This is a genomic window from Marinobacterium sp. MBR-109 (genome assembly GCF_040547565.1).
Lineage (GTDB): Bacteria > Pseudomonadota > Gammaproteobacteria > Pseudomonadales > Balneatricaceae > Marinobacterium.
On the sequence record NZ_JBEPPZ010000002.1, the window covers coordinates 85,076 to 99,988 of the forward strand.

The 14,913-nt window shown below is 53.6% G+C and carries 14 protein-coding genes; 6 read left to right on the forward strand and 8 right to left on the reverse strand.

The features are described 5' to 3' along the window. The first annotated feature begins 17 nt into the window (after positions 1–17). From ABIE60_RS03435 to ABIE60_RS03450, 4 genes are read left to right on the forward strand one after another with little or no spacing between them, the layout of a single operon-like run. A complete protein-coding gene (locus ABIE60_RS03435; protein ID WP_354467779.1) occupies positions 18–683 on the forward strand; it encodes a DNA-binding protein in 666 nt (221 codons plus the stop codon). 41 nt (positions 684–724) lie between these two features. After that, entirely contained in the window at positions 725–1,174 is a 450-nt protein-coding gene (locus ABIE60_RS03440; RefSeq protein ID WP_354467781.1) for a response regulator, read from the forward strand. A gap of 7 nt (positions 1,175–1,181) precedes the next feature. After that, complete coding sequence (locus ABIE60_RS03445) at positions 1,182–1,922, forward strand: response regulator (RefSeq protein WP_354467783.1); 741 nt, start codon at positions 1,182–1,184, stop codon at positions 1,920–1,922. 46 nt (positions 1,923–1,968) lie between these two features. Continuing rightward, positions 1,969–2,265, forward strand: coding sequence for a hypothetical protein (locus ABIE60_RS03450; protein ID WP_354467784.1), 297 nt, complete (start codon positions 1,969–1,971; stop codon positions 2,263–2,265). 401 nt (positions 2,266–2,666) lie between these two features. Here the strand turns inward: ABIE60_RS03450 and ABIE60_RS03455 are convergent, their stop codons facing one another. The 3 genes from ABIE60_RS03455 to ABIE60_RS03465 all read right to left on the reverse strand — a co-directional run bounded on the left by ABIE60_RS03455 (position 2,667) and on the right by ABIE60_RS03465 (position 3,949). Then, positions 2,667–3,218 (reverse strand): DUF6933 domain-containing protein, encoded by a 552-nt coding sequence (locus ABIE60_RS03455; RefSeq protein WP_354467786.1) that lies wholly within the window; start codon positions 3,216–3,218, stop codon positions 2,667–2,669. A gap of 27 nt (positions 3,219–3,245) precedes the next feature. After that, complete coding sequence (locus ABIE60_RS03460) at positions 3,246–3,527, reverse strand: hypothetical protein (RefSeq protein WP_354467788.1); 282 nt, start codon at positions 3,525–3,527, stop codon at positions 3,246–3,248. Positions 3,528–3,616: 89 nt separating this feature from the next. Next, a complete protein-coding gene (locus ABIE60_RS03465) occupies positions 3,617–3,949 on the reverse strand; it encodes a 4a-hydroxytetrahydrobiopterin dehydratase (protein WP_354467789.1) in 333 nt (110 codons plus the stop codon). Between the two features lie 167 nt (positions 3,950–4,116). Here ABIE60_RS03465 and ABIE60_RS03470 point away from each other — a divergent pair, with 167 nt between their 5' ends. Together ABIE60_RS03470 and ABIE60_RS03475 are read left to right on the forward strand one after the other, a co-directional pair. Then, positions 4,117–4,563, forward strand: a complete 447-nt coding sequence (locus tag ABIE60_RS03470) for a YeeE/YedE family protein (RefSeq protein ID WP_354467791.1) — start codon at positions 4,117–4,119, stop codon at positions 4,561–4,563. After that, positions 4,560–4,994, forward strand: coding sequence for a DUF6691 family protein (locus ABIE60_RS03475; protein ID WP_354467793.1), 435 nt, complete (start codon positions 4,560–4,562; stop codon positions 4,992–4,994). The genes ABIE60_RS03470 and ABIE60_RS03475 overlap by 4 nt, the downstream gene beginning before the upstream one ends. A gap of 5 nt (positions 4,995–4,999) precedes the next feature. On the opposite strand, the gene ABIE60_RS03480 is transcribed toward ABIE60_RS03475, so the two are convergent. From ABIE60_RS03480 to panD, 5 genes are all read right to left on the reverse strand, one after another. Next, positions 5,000–7,321, reverse strand: a complete 2,322-nt coding sequence (locus tag ABIE60_RS03480; protein WP_354467795.1) for a putative bifunctional diguanylate cyclase/phosphodiesterase — start codon at positions 7,319–7,321, stop codon at positions 5,000–5,002. Then, positions 7,318–9,384 (reverse strand): DctP family TRAP transporter solute-binding subunit, encoded by a 2,067-nt coding sequence (locus ABIE60_RS03485; RefSeq protein ID WP_354467796.1) that lies wholly within the window; start codon positions 9,382–9,384, stop codon positions 7,318–7,320. Before ABIE60_RS03485 ends, ABIE60_RS03480 begins: the two co-directional genes overlap by 4 nt. A gap of 127 nt (positions 9,385–9,511) precedes the next feature. After that, positions 9,512–11,869: a sensor domain-containing diguanylate cyclase gene (locus tag ABIE60_RS03490; protein WP_354467797.1), complete on the reverse strand. Its 2,358-nt coding sequence runs from the start codon at positions 11,867–11,869 to the stop codon at positions 9,512–9,514. A gap of 142 nt (positions 11,870–12,011) precedes the next feature. Next, complete coding sequence (locus tag ABIE60_RS03495) at positions 12,012–14,081, reverse strand: propionyl-CoA synthetase (protein WP_502914938.1); 2,070 nt, start codon at positions 14,079–14,081, stop codon at positions 12,012–12,014. Between the two features lie 162 nt (positions 14,082–14,243). Further along, positions 14,244–14,678 (reverse strand): aspartate 1-decarboxylase, encoded by a 435-nt coding sequence (gene panD, locus ABIE60_RS03500; RefSeq protein WP_206841578.1) that lies wholly within the window; start codon positions 14,676–14,678, stop codon positions 14,244–14,246. Between the last annotated feature and the right edge of the window lie 235 nt (positions 14,679–14,913).

A 14,913-nucleotide genomic window follows, 5' to 3' on the forward strand; every position in this document is an offset into this window, starting at 1 on the left:
TACATATTGCGTACTATATGCCCAAGAAAAGTGATACACATAGTCGGGTCATTGAGGTGGCCGACCAGCTTCTGGAAGAGGGAATCAGGCCAACACAGCAAAATGTGCGTGACAGGTTGGGTAGCGGTAGCCTGACAACGATCAATCGTGCCTTGAACGACTGGTGGCATACTCTTGCGCAGCGCATTTCTCGCCGAAACGAACACCCGGAGCTTCCCGAGCCGGTTCTGACGCTGGCCAATCAGGCCTGGGATCGCGCCCTGGCTTATGCCGAGCATCAGTTTTTGGAGCAAAAGCAGGCGTTTGAGCAGAAGCAGCAGGAGCTGTTGCAGTCGGTGCAACAAAAGAGCAGTGGTGGCGAGAGGGCGCTGGCAGATGCTCAAGGCCAGAATGCGAGATTGCTTGATCGCTGTGAGCAGTTGGCCCAGGAGAAGCGTGAGCTCGAGAAGCGAGTATTCGAGCTGGAAGAGCAGCAGTTGAAGCTTACGGTAGAGCGTGATGCTGCTCATCGCGAGGTGCGCCAGTTGCAGCACATCGGTGCCGACAGTGGTGGTCAATCTGAGGCGATGATTGAGCTTCGCGTGCGTTCGCGGATGCAGGAGGAAGAGCTTCAACGCTTGCGCGAACTTGGTGATCGACTAAGCCAGGAAAATGCCCGATTGCGGAATAGGCTGAATGATTGATGATCCAGTTTATTAACTTGTTTCCTTAATGAATTGAAATTATGGAATTTTATTTATCCAGCGATACCGGTGTGCAGGAAGTGACTGAGCGCCTGCGTGCCTGTTCACCGGGCGATCAGGTGAGTTGCTCTGACGAGGCCTTGTTCGAGGTCGCCAAGGCTGTGCTGGTGCGAGAAAAGCTGACAGGGCTCACGATTCAGTTGCTGGATGCTGGCGACTATGTGTTGCGTACGGTCACCAGTCGCCGCAGGCATGAAGTCGAAAAGCTGGATCGATTCAGTGATCGCCAGGAAGCAGTCCTGAAAGCGCTGGAGCGTGTTCTTTCTCATTGTGATAAGGAAGGAATTCGACTGATCGGTTTCAGTGATGAGCTGGTAGCGGTGCCGGCCCACCTTGATAACAGCGCTTGTCTCTCGGCAGAGGCTGTAGATGTTGACACCTCCGGTGTTTACCGAGGGGCTGACAGCATAGGGGAATATACCAAAGGGTAACTCCTGAATGATGAGTTGGCAGGGTGGTTCTGGTATTCTTCCTGCGCGTATTGATCAACATACAGGAGCTGAAATGGGCGACACTATCCGCATATTGCTGGTTGATGATCACTCGATCGTCCGTGCTGGATTTCAGCATATGTTGTTGAAAGAGGCGGATATGGAGATTTTGGCTGAGGCTGAAAATGGAAGGCAGGCTTTTGAACTGTATCAGGAACTATCGCCTGATGTGGTTGTGATGGATCTCGCCATGCCTGCTGACAGTGCGACCGTAGAGGCGACCTCGACGACTGGTGGCCTTGATGCCATCAAGCGTATTTTGGCTCTGGACCCCCATGCCCGTATTCTGGTGTTGACAATCTGGGAGGCCAGTCCCTATCCGGCCCGTGTTGCTGATGCCGGGGTGAAGGGCTATGTCACCAAACGCTGTGCCCAGGATGAGCTTGTGCATGCCGTGCGTGAAATCTATGGTGGGCGTAGCTACTTTTCCAAATCGGTCAGTGATCAGATTGGCCAGGATGCAAATGTACCGCCTGAGCATTCTCCCATTGCGCAGCTGACCCGGCGTGAACTCGAAATTTTCACGTTATTGGCAGAAGGGCGCAGCGTGAATGCCATTGCTGAAACCATCTTTCTCAGTCCCAAAACGGTTCATTCGCACCGCGCTAACATCCTGCGCAAACTTAGTCTTACCAATGGCTCTGAAATCATTCACCTCGCATTGCGGACCGGAATCATCCAGGCCTGATCGGGTCTATACTGACTGCAGGCTTTTGCTGCAGGAGGTGATCATTATGAGTCCGTACCCTGATACCTCGGTAGACTTCGTGGCTGACATGATGCTGGAGTCACTTCATCTCTGGAATGAGATTGATGTGGGCTCGCTGGTGCAGCTTGAGGCGGATCTGATTGACCACAATACACGCGTTCTAACGAGAGGGCATCTGTATGAGGTGCTGGCTAAAACCGATCTTTCTCCGTGTCACCCCATGTTTGTCGTACAGTCTGAATTGACCGACGAACTGATCCAGCTGCATCCAGGCCTGATCTGCAATTATCTGGAAAATCCTCACGAAATATACCATGCATAAATAAGTACTCACTGAGGCCAGAAGCCCTTTCTTGCGGCAATAAATAAGTTCGTATAATGTATATTATGTTAAATACAGTGACTGAGGGTTTTCGGGTGTGGCCAAGGTTTGTTATTTGTATTTTACTGTGAGATCAGTCTCATCTTACGTACTAAAGCTCAATGCTAGACAGCGCCTGGCCTACAGGCTGATTCGCCCTGTCCCGCCAAAACCGTTAACTGCCGATACGATGAGATCCTGCTTTTTCGAGCGCAAAACGCTGAGCAGAATTTTCGGGTGTGATTAAGCCTTAACCAGCTCGTGCGGAGAGCGTCGAAGATTTCAGTTTCGTGGGTTGAGTGTCGTTCCGTGCAAGCTGGTGACGATTTGTGATTGGCGTGATTCTGGACTGATCCGATCAATCAGTGAAGTGTCTCATGTGGGTCTGGTAACTGCTCCAGTAGCTTCTGCATCTCTTTGGCTGGCCACAGGCAGTCCAGCTCTTTCATACCCTTGATGCTGCATGGACGTTCACAGAGCCTTGCGGAAATCGAGTATGGTGCCAAGTCAGTGATCTGTGTGCCGTCCCACGTAAACGATTCCAGGTCCCGGATCATGTTCCGCAGCGTTCCTTGAACTGAGCGGCTGCACTGTGTATCGAAGCTGAGTTCACTAAATGAGCTCACGGCACGTTCCATCAAATCTGCAGGATAGCCCAGCTTTAGCATGGTGTTGGCCAGCATATCGCTGAACCAGAACGTCAGTGCCTTTAGCTCTTTCTGAGTAACGCCGATCAGTGTCAACGAAAATCGGGTCTGGTCGTGTGTAAACACCAGGCACTGACGACGCTGAATCGTGGTGATATTGGCATGCCAGTCACCCAATATAGATGGGCTGTCTTCAGGCGCACCTGCAATCGCAAAGCCTGTTTTCTTGAGCTTATCGGCTAACTTCTTGGTAACGTGGATTCTCATGTTATTAGCATAATATATTGATATTAATTAGTTATATTTGTTAAGCAGCATGTCAAATACCACTCGAGCAAAGCCTTGTGCGACCTGTGGGTTACTGAGAATCTGCAGCATTTGGTTCTGATGCGCTTCAGAGCTGCTCATGACTGCATCATCTACTGCCTGCGGGAAATCCCCAAGAAAAGCCTGATTGGGCGAGTTGCTTCTGAGCTGGTGCATCACGCGTTCGTTAACACTCTCGGCAGTATCGGCGATTGCAGAGCCCGCTTTTTTGAGCTTATCACTCGGCTTTCCAGTAGCGTGAATTCTCAAATAGCCGCCTGAAATGCTCGTTGATTTGAGCTTTTTCTAATCGGTTGCTTCTAATGTTAGTTATCTATTATCGCTATAACTGTTTGAATCTATGTCTCTTTTAGATTGTCTATTCGTGCTGCCAAGATGAAATCATTTTCATGCAAACCGCCAATCTTGTGTGTCCATATCTCAACCCTGGCATGTCCCCAGCCAAAGCATATTTCTGGATGGTGGCCGGCCTCCTCTGCCAGCTCTCCAACATGCGCTGCAAATCCCAGTGCAGTTTTAAAGTCAGGAAACATAAACTCTCGATAGATGCGGCTTGAATTGTCTGAAAACGACCAGTCCTTTACCTGTTCAAGGTACTGCTCGGCGCTTTCTCGTGTCAGTGCTGATGTATCACTGTGGCACGGTATACAGCGTTTCTCTGCCAGTGACATGTCGGTCTCCTTGTTTTTTGGTTATGGCTGAAGTGTAGACGCTGTGGCAAAGGCTGTTGCTGCCCTTCCCTGCTTCTCCAGCTTGCACTTTTCACCAGTTAAGGGATAATTCTCTTTATATGAGTGTTAACTAATCTATGTATCAACCTTCAAGGCAGCTTCCATTGATGACGATCATAAACTTTACTCCTGTTCCCGCGTTGCTCGGAGGGGCTTTAATCGGCTTGTCGGCTGCGTTCCTGCTACTTGCGAAAGGGCGCGTGGCCGGTATCTCCGGTATTGCGGGCGGTATTATCTATCCTGAGTCCCGTGCTGATATCAGTTGGCGGATTGTGTTCATTCTTGGTCTTATCCTTGGTGGCTTTATCTACCAGTGGTCCGGGTTGGGGGTTGGGGTGCAGCATATTGCCGCGGTTGTCGACAAGCCTGTACTGATTGTTGCGGGCTTGCTGGTCGGTATAGGCACTCAGATTGGTACTGGCTGCACCAGTGGGCATGGTATTTGTGGCCTTGCACGACGCAGTCCGCGCTCGCTGGTGGCAACTCTCTGCTTTATGGGCAGTGCGATTGTGACTGTATATGTTGTGCGCCATCTTATGGGAGGTGCCGCATGAGTCAATCCATGAAACAGCTGCTGGCCGCACTTGCTGCCGGTACACTGTTCGGTTTTGGCCTTGGGCTTTCTCAGATGGTCGATCCCGCCAAGGTAACCAATTTTCTTGACATCTTTGGCAGCTGGGACCCATCGCTGGCGTTTGTAATGGCTGGCGGCCTGATGGTAAATGCGCTGGTGACACCGTTGATTTTGAAGCGAAAGCGCCCGCTGCTGGCTGAATTTTTCAGGCTTCCGACCAAGGTTGAAATTGATAATCGCATCATTATCGGGGGTATTCTGTTTGGCATAGGCTGGGGGCTTGCTGGTTACTGCCCCGGTCCGATGATTGCTTCACTGAGTTTTGCTGACAGTGATATCATTACCGTCGTAATCGCTTTTGTGGTGGGCACGTTTGCTGCACGCTGGGTGCTGGCTCGCCGAAGTCTTTAACGCCTCTAGATTGTGCCGGTCTGGTTCTCGCGGAGCATTTCCATCAGTTCCAGTGCCGGCATGGGCTTGCCGTATAAATAGCCCTGTGCATATGGGCATCCCGCCTGCAGCAGAAGTTTTTTCTGCTCTTCCGTTTCAACGCCTTCTGCGATCAGCTCCAGGTCCAGCTTGTTGGCCAACGCGATAATTGCCTCGATAATGGCAAGATCGTTGGGGTCCATCACCGAATTGCGTACAAACGACTGGTCGATTTTCAGTCTGCGAACCGGCAGTCGTTTAAGGTATGTCAGGGATGAGTATCCGGTGCCGAAATCATCAATCGACAGCAGTATTCCCATTTCCTTTAGTTGCTTGAGGACCGGCACGGTTCTGGCCGGGTCCTGCATAATAAAGCCTTCGGTCACTTCCAGTTCCAGCCATTGCGGTTTGCAGCCAGTCAGGCTCAAAACGTTTTGAATGGACTCAACCAGATCGGCTTCGTGAATCTGAGCGCCGGCCAGGTTGACTGAGACCCGCCCCGGGTTGAAGCCGGCACGATACCATTCGACCTGCTGCAGGCAGGCCTGTCGCATCACTTCATTGCCCAGATCGATGATCAGCCGGGTCTCTTCGGCAATTGGAATGAATGCGCCCGGCATCAGCAAGCCCTTTTCCGGATGCTGCCAGCGTACCAGTGCCTCAGTGCCAGTCATTCGCCCGCTTCGCATATCGACCTGCGGCTGGTAGTGCACTCGCAACTCTCCCTGGCGCAGTGCCTGTTTCAGCCCTGCCTCAACTTCCATGCGTTGCAGAGCCTGATCGCTCAGGCTGGTATGAAAATACTGATACTGCCCGCCACCGTGTTTTTTGGCCAGATACATGGCCAGATCGCTGTTGCGTGTCAGCGCCTGAGCGGTATTGCCGTCCTGTGGGCAGCGTGTGACACCGATGCTGGCGCGGACATCCAGGTGATGCCCGTGTTTGATTACGGGGCTTGATAGGGCCGCTACAATGCGGGGAAGCAGTTCGTCTTCACGGCAGGTATCGGCGCCTGCGGCAAACAGCAGGAAAAATTCATCACCGCCGTGACGAAACAGTCGATCGCCCTCTCCCAGAAGCTCTTTGAGCCGGTTGGCGACGGTGATCAATACTTTGTCTCCCACGGGGTGGCCAAGGCTGTCATTGATCAGTTTGAATCGGTCCAGATCAATGTAGGCAAGTGCAAAACTCAAATCGCTGCGAATAGCCTGGCTGATTGCAAGGTCCAGCTGTTGATTGAAGTTGAAACGGTTGGGCAGTCCTGTCAGTGAATCGTGGTTGGCCTCGTATTCAAAACGGTCGCGCTGTTCCTGCAGCCCCTGCTGCGCCACTTCAAGGGCGCGTGTGCGTTCATCAAAGGCTTCTGCCAGCGCTTCAAGTTCATCATGTGTCCCCAGAGGGGCGCAGGCTCCGCGGCGTGTATCCTTAACTCTGCGATACAGCTCGATTATGGGGGATGCAATTCCCTGCCCGATCCATGCTGCCAGTATGGCGGCAATCAAGGTCAAAATAATGCCAATCCCAATGAATCGGGTCACTGTGGTTGTAATGACGGATTCGAACTGTGACTCGGGAATACCTGCTTCAAGGCTGAGATCAAGTTGCTGCAGCAGAGGTGTATCCGATGTTGGGCGCTGCCGGCTGCTGATGTATTTGATTGCTTCGTCATGCCCCAGTGTCAGTATGGAGTCATTTTTGGTGTAGAGTCGCAGGAAGCCGTCGTTTTCGCGAAAAGCATGGCGCGAAACCAGCTCTCGAAGGTCGAATGCGGCCAGCAGTGCGCCCTGAGTTGTTGCGTAGAACTTGATGGGTGCAATAACGGTCATTTGCCGATTGGCAGTGTCGTTATAGAGCGCAATTTCTCCCATGGAGAGCGCTGCTCTAAGCTCTGTAGACTGATTGAACTCCGGTAGCCAATGCTCATCCTGATATACCGGCTGGCCATCGAAATCCAGCAAGGCTGCCGAGCGCATGGAGGTACCGGATGAAAAATTTTTCAGCAGCGGTGGCAGGTCAGTGCTGCGGGCCTGGCTATCAATCAACCCGTTTACCATGAAGGGGTTTTCTGCCAGTCTTGCGGTGCCTTCAACCAGATAGGCAATGCGGTTTTCCAGCTGTATCAATGACGAGCGAGCGCTCTCCCCCAGCCCCTTGTATGCCTGCTGATACAGCTCATTGCGAAGAATATAGGCAACCGTAAAGGTGACGATGAGCATCACCAGGGCTACAAATCCGCATATGGTCAGGGTCAGTTTACGCTGAAGGCTGCGATAGCGTTTTGGCGGCTGGTCAGAGGTTGATAACTTCATGGTGTTCCTCTTTGGCTATCGGTTTGCCGATAGGCTGGTGCCAGATGCAGCCTGAATCGCCCCGTTTGGCCGGGCGTTGTCGATGAAAAATCCGTTACCAATTGCTCGCATGGAGCTGCGGCATTAAGTGCCTGCTTAATATTGTCATGCAGTCCGGCCTCGCACCGAGTTGCCGCGAGCAGAAGTATCCAGGCTGCATCATGAGACTGCAAAAGTGTTGAAACCGAGCTCGGTTCAGTACCGTAACGATTAATGTACGCTGCTATCACCTCTGTTGCAGTATCCCCATGATGCCAGCTTTGCATGCTGAGTACTTTGGGTGCGCGGGCTGAAACAGTCCAGTCCACCGTTGAAATCAGCAAGGGTGAATCGGGATGTGCCTCATACCACTCCAGACTCTGTTCCAGCAGTTGGCTGTGCAATACCAGAATAATAGCGTCTGTCGATATGTTCTGTCTGATTTCAAGCTGGTCAACCAAGGATTTTGCCGGGTCCAGCCTGGCTTTTGAGCGGACCTCCAGGCCTGACTTGATCGCTTCGGTTTCTATGGCCAGGGCCAGGTCTTCGCTCAAGGCTGTTGTTTCCGTAAGCAGTTGTACTGTGCTGATATTTTGTTGCCTGAGCTCTTCTGTCAGCTGTTCGGCAAACTGATATGAAGGTGATACCAGGTTGATAAGGCGGCTGTCAGTCGTAAACAGATCTGAATGGTTCATCCATGGATTAAGCACCGGCAATGATGATTCAAGCGGCATTTGGAGGGCCTGAAATGCAAGCGGCCCTACCCCGGCGATAACCCCGATCATGGACGGCTGGCGTGCAAAATCATCCAGCGCTCGGCTTGAGCGACCTGTAAGGTTGCGATTGTCGCGGGTCACCACTCGAATATCCGGGCTCAGTATGGGGTCTGACTCGCGAAAGCGTTGGATCGCCAGCTCTGCACCGCGCTTGATTTCAAGTCCGAGCAGGGGTGAAACCGTGCTCAGATCGGTGTCTACGCCGATAAGCCAACGGTTATCCTTTGGGTGCTGCAGTGTTGCGTATTCCTGAGTGTAAGCAAGGATGTCAGCGCCAATGATGGTTTCGAAGCGTTCAGCCAGCGGCTGCATCGCGCGCTGAAACTGTATCCGCTCGGATTCGGTTAATCGATGGATACGGACGCCTGTTGCCTCAATCTCGGCCAGAAACTCGCTTTCCTGGCGCTCGGTTTCGGCTCGCTGCCAGGGCGTAAGATCCCGGGCTGTTTCAATCAGAAGGGTCTGCAGGTGTCCGGGAAGCTGGTTAAACCGTTTGCCGCTAATGGCAAAAATATAGGCCAGATAGGCGTGTTCACTCAGTGTCAGGTCGGTTTGTGCTTCGTGTATTCCCATTCCATGAATGGCCACCAGTGGGTTCTCCTGGCCGTCCACAACCCCATCAAGAAGCGCCTGCCGGGTTTCGTGAAAATCGATCGGAACCGCTTCGGCGCCCATCAGATTGAACTGATCGCGCAGCAGGCGGCTTTTCATGATTCTGATATCAAGGCCAGCAAAGTCGGATGGTGTTTTCAAGGGCTGATTGGCTGTGAAGTGTTTGAATCCATTACCCCAAAAGGTTATGCCAACCATGTTGATTCTGTTCATTTTTTCCAGCAATAATCTGCCTGGCTCGCCGTCCAGCATTGCATACATGTCCTCTCGTGCGGGCAGTAGAAAAGGCAGGTCGGCGTATTGCATTTCCGGCAGTGCAACGCTGAGTTTGGCGGAAGGTATCAAGAGCAGATCAAGCTCGCCTCGGCGTGCCATTTCCAGCATCTGGTGGTCATTGCCCAGAATTTGATTGGGGAAAAGCTGGATTTCGACACGCCCTTCTGTCTGGCGTTCAACCTCTTCCTTGAAGCGTACGGCGGCCAGATGGAGCGCACTGCGTTCAGGGATGTTGTAGCCGAAGCGCAGTACCTGGCTGCCGTGCCTGGTGTCCTCTTGCCTCTGCTCAACGGTGGTACTCTGCCCGAACGGCCAAATGATCAGCAGAGTCAGGATGAGCAGCAATATTGTCAGGGCGAGCAGGCTAAGGGTGCGCTTCATATTGTGAGCCAGAATGTTTTGATCTGTTCAATATACCGCAACCTTAATAAGGATATCTGTTCCAGATCAGGAGATACGGTGCCGATACTAAAATTACACAGTACATATTAGGTATTAAAAATACATTTCAGTCTGAAATCTCCGTGCGATTGCGACCATTCCCCTTGGCGGCATAAACAGCCTTGTCGGCCCTGCTTAGCGGTGTATCAACCTCATGATCCGATGCTGTTATTACAGTTATACCAATACTGGTGGTGACCTGTAATGACTCGATATCGGCAAGACTGATGGCTTCTACGGCCAGTCGCAGTCGCTCTGCCAGGACTTCTGTGCCTGCCAGATCCGTGCCTGGTAACAGCACAGCAAACTCTTCACCTCCAATGCGGCCTATAATATCGATCTGACGCAGCTGCGCCGTGGCCGTTTCAGCAAAGGCCTTGAGAACTCGGTCGCCGGTAGCGTGGCCAAACTGGTCGTTGATCTGCTTGAAGTGATCAAGGTCGATCATCATCAGTCCGCAGCGGGTATTGAACCTTACGGCTCTCGCCCGCTCCTGTTCCAGTCGCTCCATGAAATAACGCCGATTGGCGAGCCCTGTCAGTGCATCACTTGTGGCCAGTCGATGCAGTTCCTGCTCGCGCAGCTTCTGACTGGTTATGTCCTGCACCATGCCGGTAGCCCGCAGCACACCAGCTTCGTCGTGCTCGAAGTCAGCCATTTCACGCACCCAGCGAACCTCTCCGCCTGCAAGGATACGATGCTCAAGGTCGTAACGCTCACCCTGCATGGCGCCATGCCAGGCGCTGTCGACCAACTCGCGGTCATCGGGGTGAACGCGACTGATAAACAGAGCGTAATCGGGCGTCTGCTCCGGTGTTACCGAGAAAATTCGGTAGGTTTCTTCTGACCAGGTCAGGGACTGATCGGCAAAATGATACTCCCAGCTGCCTACGGCACCGATCCGCTGCGCCCGGCGCAAGCTGCGTTCGCTTTCCTTCAAGGCCTCCTCGGCGCGATGCTGTGCCGTAACATCAAGCAGCACGCCATTCAGCATCTGCACACCATCTGCAGAGCGGGATGCGCGACACCGGTCTTCGATCCAGCGCCACTGTCCGTTGTTGTGCTGCAGTCGATAGCGCCTGCGAATGCCCTTGGCGGGCCACTGAGTCCAGTCCAGCGTCTGGCGGACATGCTCCCGATCATGCGGATGAATATGCTCAATCCACCAGTTGTTATCCCCAATGATATGCTCTGGATGGTAGCCCAGCAGGTGCGTGCAATTAGGCGAAATGTAGTCAAGTGACGTGCCGGGAATGCGCAGGCTGTAGGTGACGACCGGGGAGTCGCTCAGCAGACTGTTGAGCTGGCGCTGCGCCTGTTCGGCCTCGGCGGCGGCAGCGTTCACATGCTGCTGCATCATCTGTCTCAGTCTGCGCAGCAAAAGCAGAAGCAATAGCTGGGTCAGTATGTAGGCACCGGTGGTCACCAGGATCAGCAGCTGCTGTGAGCGCCGCTCTTTATGCCAAAGTTCGGTGATATCCTGCCAGCCGATGATAATGCCAGCGGGTGACTGGGCGGAGTTTTCTGCCCTGCTGCTGTAATCCTGCAGCGGGAAGCGAGCCAGGCTGTATACACGTCCTTCCCAGCTCAGTATCTGTGCATCAGCCTGCTGAGTCAGTCCATCAAATGAGAGTGCTGAGCGCTGCAGCCATTGTGTGATCTGATTTGAAGTTGTCGCTTCGATGTAGCAGTCGCAGGCTGACACAGGCTCTGGCTTGAACGCGTCCCATACTGTCCGTTCAACATGACTGCGGCTTAACAGCAGGGCCAGTTCGGCATCCAGCATGGAGGCCAGTCGGGTCAGCACGCTATCAACCGATGCGCCAGCCTCAAGCGCTCCGGTATGAGCCAGTGAGCCATCCTGGCGGGTATACCAAACCGGTGTAACACCGCGAATACCAGAATAGACGCGCCCGATTTCAAAACCGGTTTGGGGCTTTCCTGTGTGATTGGTATTTACAATAATGGGGCGTACGGATGACAGGTCGTCACCAAAATGATCTGGCGCATGAACGCGCAGATAGGATTTTGCCGGTGGCAGGTGGAAGTGCAGCTGACGCAGCGCGTGCTGCTCCTGCATCTGCTGCCAAGCAGGCGCCACTCGATCGAACAGGGACTGTCGCAGCCGTGACGCCTCTTCACCGCCCTTGCCTCCCCCTTCTATCAGTACCATACGGGAGCCGTGGTAGAACAGCTCTTGTACCACCGGGTCAGCCGCTATCATTGAGGCGAGCAATACCATTTTGTTTTCCTGCTCATGCAGCGTCAGCTCAAAGCTCTGCTGCAGTGCGTCTGCCTTGCGTTCAAGCTGCTGCTGGAACAGGCTCTGACGCTCGCTCAGGCTGTAGAGGGTCATTCCAAAAAAAATCAGCAGCAGTAGCAGGCTGGAGATGATCAAAAGTGCGCGAAAGGAGATGGTTCGCATAACGGACGCAGGGGCCTTGAAGAGTATCTTTAAACAGACAGTCTACCAGATGGAGCGTCAGTTACGACCGTATCAGGACTATTGGATAACGAAAACAGAAAGGGCAGCCCTGTGGCTGCCCTTGTTCGCTCATTCAGGTTGATCAGTTGTGCTGAACCAGGCCGTGACTGTCCATGATGCCTTCAATTTCAGACAGGCTGGCTGGATCGTCGATGGTAGACGGCACAGTGTATTCATGACCATCCGCGATCTGGCGCAGCAGCTTGCGCAGAATCTTGCCGGAGCGGGTTTTGGGCAGGCGTTGTACCACGATGGCGCGGTTGAAGCAGGCGATCGGGCCGATCTCCTTGCGCACCATTGCAACCAATTCCTTCTCCAGCTCTGCCTCATCCAGATCAATGCCATCCTTGAGCAGTACCAGGCCAATGGGCGCCTGTCCTTTCAGTGCGTCATTGATACCGATGACCGCGCACTCGGCAACTGCGGGGTGATCCGCGACGATCTCTTCCATTTCGCCGGTGGACAGGCGGTGGCCCGCCACGTTGATTACGTCATCGGTGCGACCCATGATGAACACATAACCGTCTTCATCCTTGTAGCCGCCATCCCCTGAAGTGTAATACCCCGGGAAGTCAGACAGGTAGCCGGCACGGAAGCGCTCATGATTGCCCCAGATGGTCGGCAGGCAGCTCGGTGGCAGTGGCAGCTTGATGGCAATGGAGCCCTGCTCGCCTGCCGGCATCGGGTTGCCTTCTGAATCCAGAATCTGCACATTGAAGCCCGGAACCGGCAAGGTGGCAGAACCCGGCTTCGGCTCTTTCTGCTCGATGCCCATCAGGTTGCCGCAAATGGCCCAGCCGGTTTCGGTCTGCCACCAGTGGTCAATCACCGGCTTGCCGGTTTTCTCAATGGTCCAGTGATAGGTCGGCGGGTCCAGACGCTCCCCTGCCATGAAGATGATTTCAAGGCTGGACAGATCGTACTTGCCGATCTCTTTCGCGTCCGGATCTTCCTTCTTGATGGCGCGGAAGGCAGTCGGTGCCGCGAACAGCGCCTTGATTTTGTACTCTTCACACAGACGCCAGAATGCACCGGCGTCCGGTGTGCGTACCGGCTTGCCTTCGTACACGATAGTGGTGGCACCGGCCAGCAGCGGCGCGTAGACAATGTAGGAGTGTCCTACAACCCAACCAACATCGGATGCCGCCAGGAAGGTGTCACCGGCGTCGATGTTATAGATCGCCTTCATAGAGTATTTGAGTGCGGTAGCGTGGCCACCGTTGTCACGCACTACGCCCTTGGGCTTGCCGGTGGTACCGGAGGTGTAAAGGATGTAGAGCGGGTCGGTGCCTTTTACCGGGACGCAATCGGCCGGCTCTGCAGATGCTACGGCCTCTTCCCAGTCCAGATCGCGCCCGGCGATCAGTTCGGCTTTTGCCTGCGGGCGCTGCAGAATGATGCATTTTTCCGGCTTGTGGGCGGACTGCTCGATCGCCTCATCCAGCATCGGCTTGTATTCAATGATTTTGGAAACTTCGAGGCCGCAGGATGCCGTTACCACAACCTTGGGCTCAGCGTCATCGATACGGACTGCCAGCTCGTGGGGCGCAAAACCGCCGAATACAACCGAGTGAATGGCGCCCAGGCGTGCCACTGCATACATGGCGATCAGGGCTTCAGGCACCATCGGCATGTAGATTACAACGCGATCGCCCTTCTCGACTCCCTGCGCCTTGAGCACGCCGGCAAACAGAGCCACCTGGTCACGCATTTCGCGGTAGGTCAGCTGGCGCTTGGTGTCACTGACAGGTGAATCGTAGATGACAGCCAGCTGGTCACCGCGACCATTTTCAACGTGATGATCCAGTGCCATATAGGCAGTGTTCATTTCGCCATCCGCAAACCAGCGGTCAATGCCGTTTTCATCCTTGGAGAGGATGGTTTGGGGCTGTTTGAACCAGGGCAGGTCTGCCGCCTTTTCGGCCCAGAAGGCTTCCGGGTTTTCAACAGACTTGGTGTACTCTGCATGGTAAGACATCGCAGCGGCCTCTAACTCTCGGGTTGGTGAATAGCTCAGGAGGTTTATAGTTGTATTGTTGACAGTCCCTGAGGCAGGTGGCGACACTTTAGCGAAAGTTCTTGCCGAGTAAACTAAGACAAAAGGCGTAAACAGCCACTTCAATAAAGGCTGCAGAGCCGCAAAGCGAGCCATGCTGCAGGTTGCGGCAAAATTGATGTTGATCACTTATGATACGAATAGTCTCAAAGTGTCGACATGGCGTCATGCAGTAAGGGTAAATACCTACCAATAGAGACAGCCACTAAAAAAACCCGCGCGGCGAGTGCCGGGCGGGTTCTTCAATCCAGTTTCGCGTTACATGTCGCTTGTCTGGACCGGGATGGCTGACTTCATACCAGTCAGCTGGTTGCGAGCGCGCAGCTCATCATCGGTAATGCCGACGCCGTTATCCGACTTGGCATTCTCGAAGTAGCACAGAGTTGGCTGGTAGCCTTCTGCTTCCTGCTCGTCCAGCTGGACGTAGGAACAGATAATCAGCAGATCGCCTTTCTGAGCCTTGTGCGCGGCCGCTCCGTTGACAGAAATGACGCCACTGCCATTTTCAGCCCTGATGGCATATGTGGTGAAGCGTTCGCCATTGTTGATGTTGTAAATATGGATCATCTCATATTCACGAATGCCGGATTTCTCCAGCAATTCACCATCGATGGCACATGAACCTTCATAATGAAGCTCTGCATGGGTAACAGTTACCCGGTGCAGTTTCGCTTTCAAGAATGTCTGCAGCATACTGAAAACCTGCGTCTTCTCTCTGTATGACCGGCTTGCCGGTACTCATTAACACCGCTCTCTGGTATCTGTGATACCGGACGTCCGTCCGCGGCTACCCCTTCACTCAATAGGCAAAGTGATCCCACAGGTTCCGGTTGGAAGTCTGAGGGTGCCATGGAGGGGATGGACGTCGAATTGGTCCTGAGAAACAGCGATCTGAAAAAGCGGGTGCATTCTAGCACGTTTGTTTCAA

Bases quoted from the DNA above. Each gene is read 5' to 3' on its own strand.
- ABIE60_RS03435 (WP_354467779.1), top strand. From the start codon at position 18: ATGCCCAAGAAAAGTGATACACATAGTCGGGTCATTGAGGTGGCCGAC.
- ABIE60_RS03440 (WP_354467781.1), top strand. From the start codon at position 725: ATGGAATTTTATTTATCCAGCGATACCGGTGTGCAGGAAGTGACTGAG.
- ABIE60_RS03445 (WP_354467783.1), top strand. From the start codon at position 1,182: ATGATGAGTTGGCAGGGTGGTTCTGGTATTCTTCCTGCGCGTATTGAT.
- ABIE60_RS03450 (WP_354467784.1), top strand. From the start codon at position 1,969: ATGAGTCCGTACCCTGATACCTCGGTAGACTTCGTGGCTGACATGATG.
- ABIE60_RS03455 (WP_354467786.1), bottom strand. From the start codon at position 3,218: ATGAGAATCCACGTTACCAAGAAGTTAGCCGATAAGCTCAAGAAAACA.
- ABIE60_RS03465 (WP_354467789.1), bottom strand. From the start codon at position 3,949: ATGTCACTGGCAGAGAAACGCTGTATACCGTGCCACAGTGATACATCA.
- ABIE60_RS03470 (WP_354467791.1), top strand. From the start codon at position 4,117: ATGACGATCATAAACTTTACTCCTGTTCCCGCGTTGCTCGGAGGGGCT.
- ABIE60_RS03475 (WP_354467793.1), top strand. From the start codon at position 4,560: ATGAGTCAATCCATGAAACAGCTGCTGGCCGCACTTGCTGCCGGTACA.
- ABIE60_RS03480 (WP_354467795.1), bottom strand. From the start codon at position 7,321: ATGAAGTTATCAACCTCTGACCAGCCGCCAAAACGCTATCGCAGCCTT.
- ABIE60_RS03485 (WP_354467796.1), bottom strand. From the start codon at position 9,384: ATGAAGCGCACCCTTAGCCTGCTCGCCCTGACAATATTGCTGCTCATC.
- ABIE60_RS03490 (WP_354467797.1), bottom strand. From the start codon at position 11,869: ATGCGAACCATCTCCTTTCGCGCACTTTTGATCATCTCCAGCCTGCTA.
- ABIE60_RS03495 (WP_502914938.1), bottom strand. From the start codon at position 14,081: ATGGCTCGCTTTGCGGCTCTGCAGCCTTTATTGAAGTGGCTGTTTACG.
- panD (WP_206841578.1), bottom strand. From the start codon at position 14,678: ATGCTGCAGACATTCTTGAAAGCGAAACTGCACCGGGTAACTGTTACC.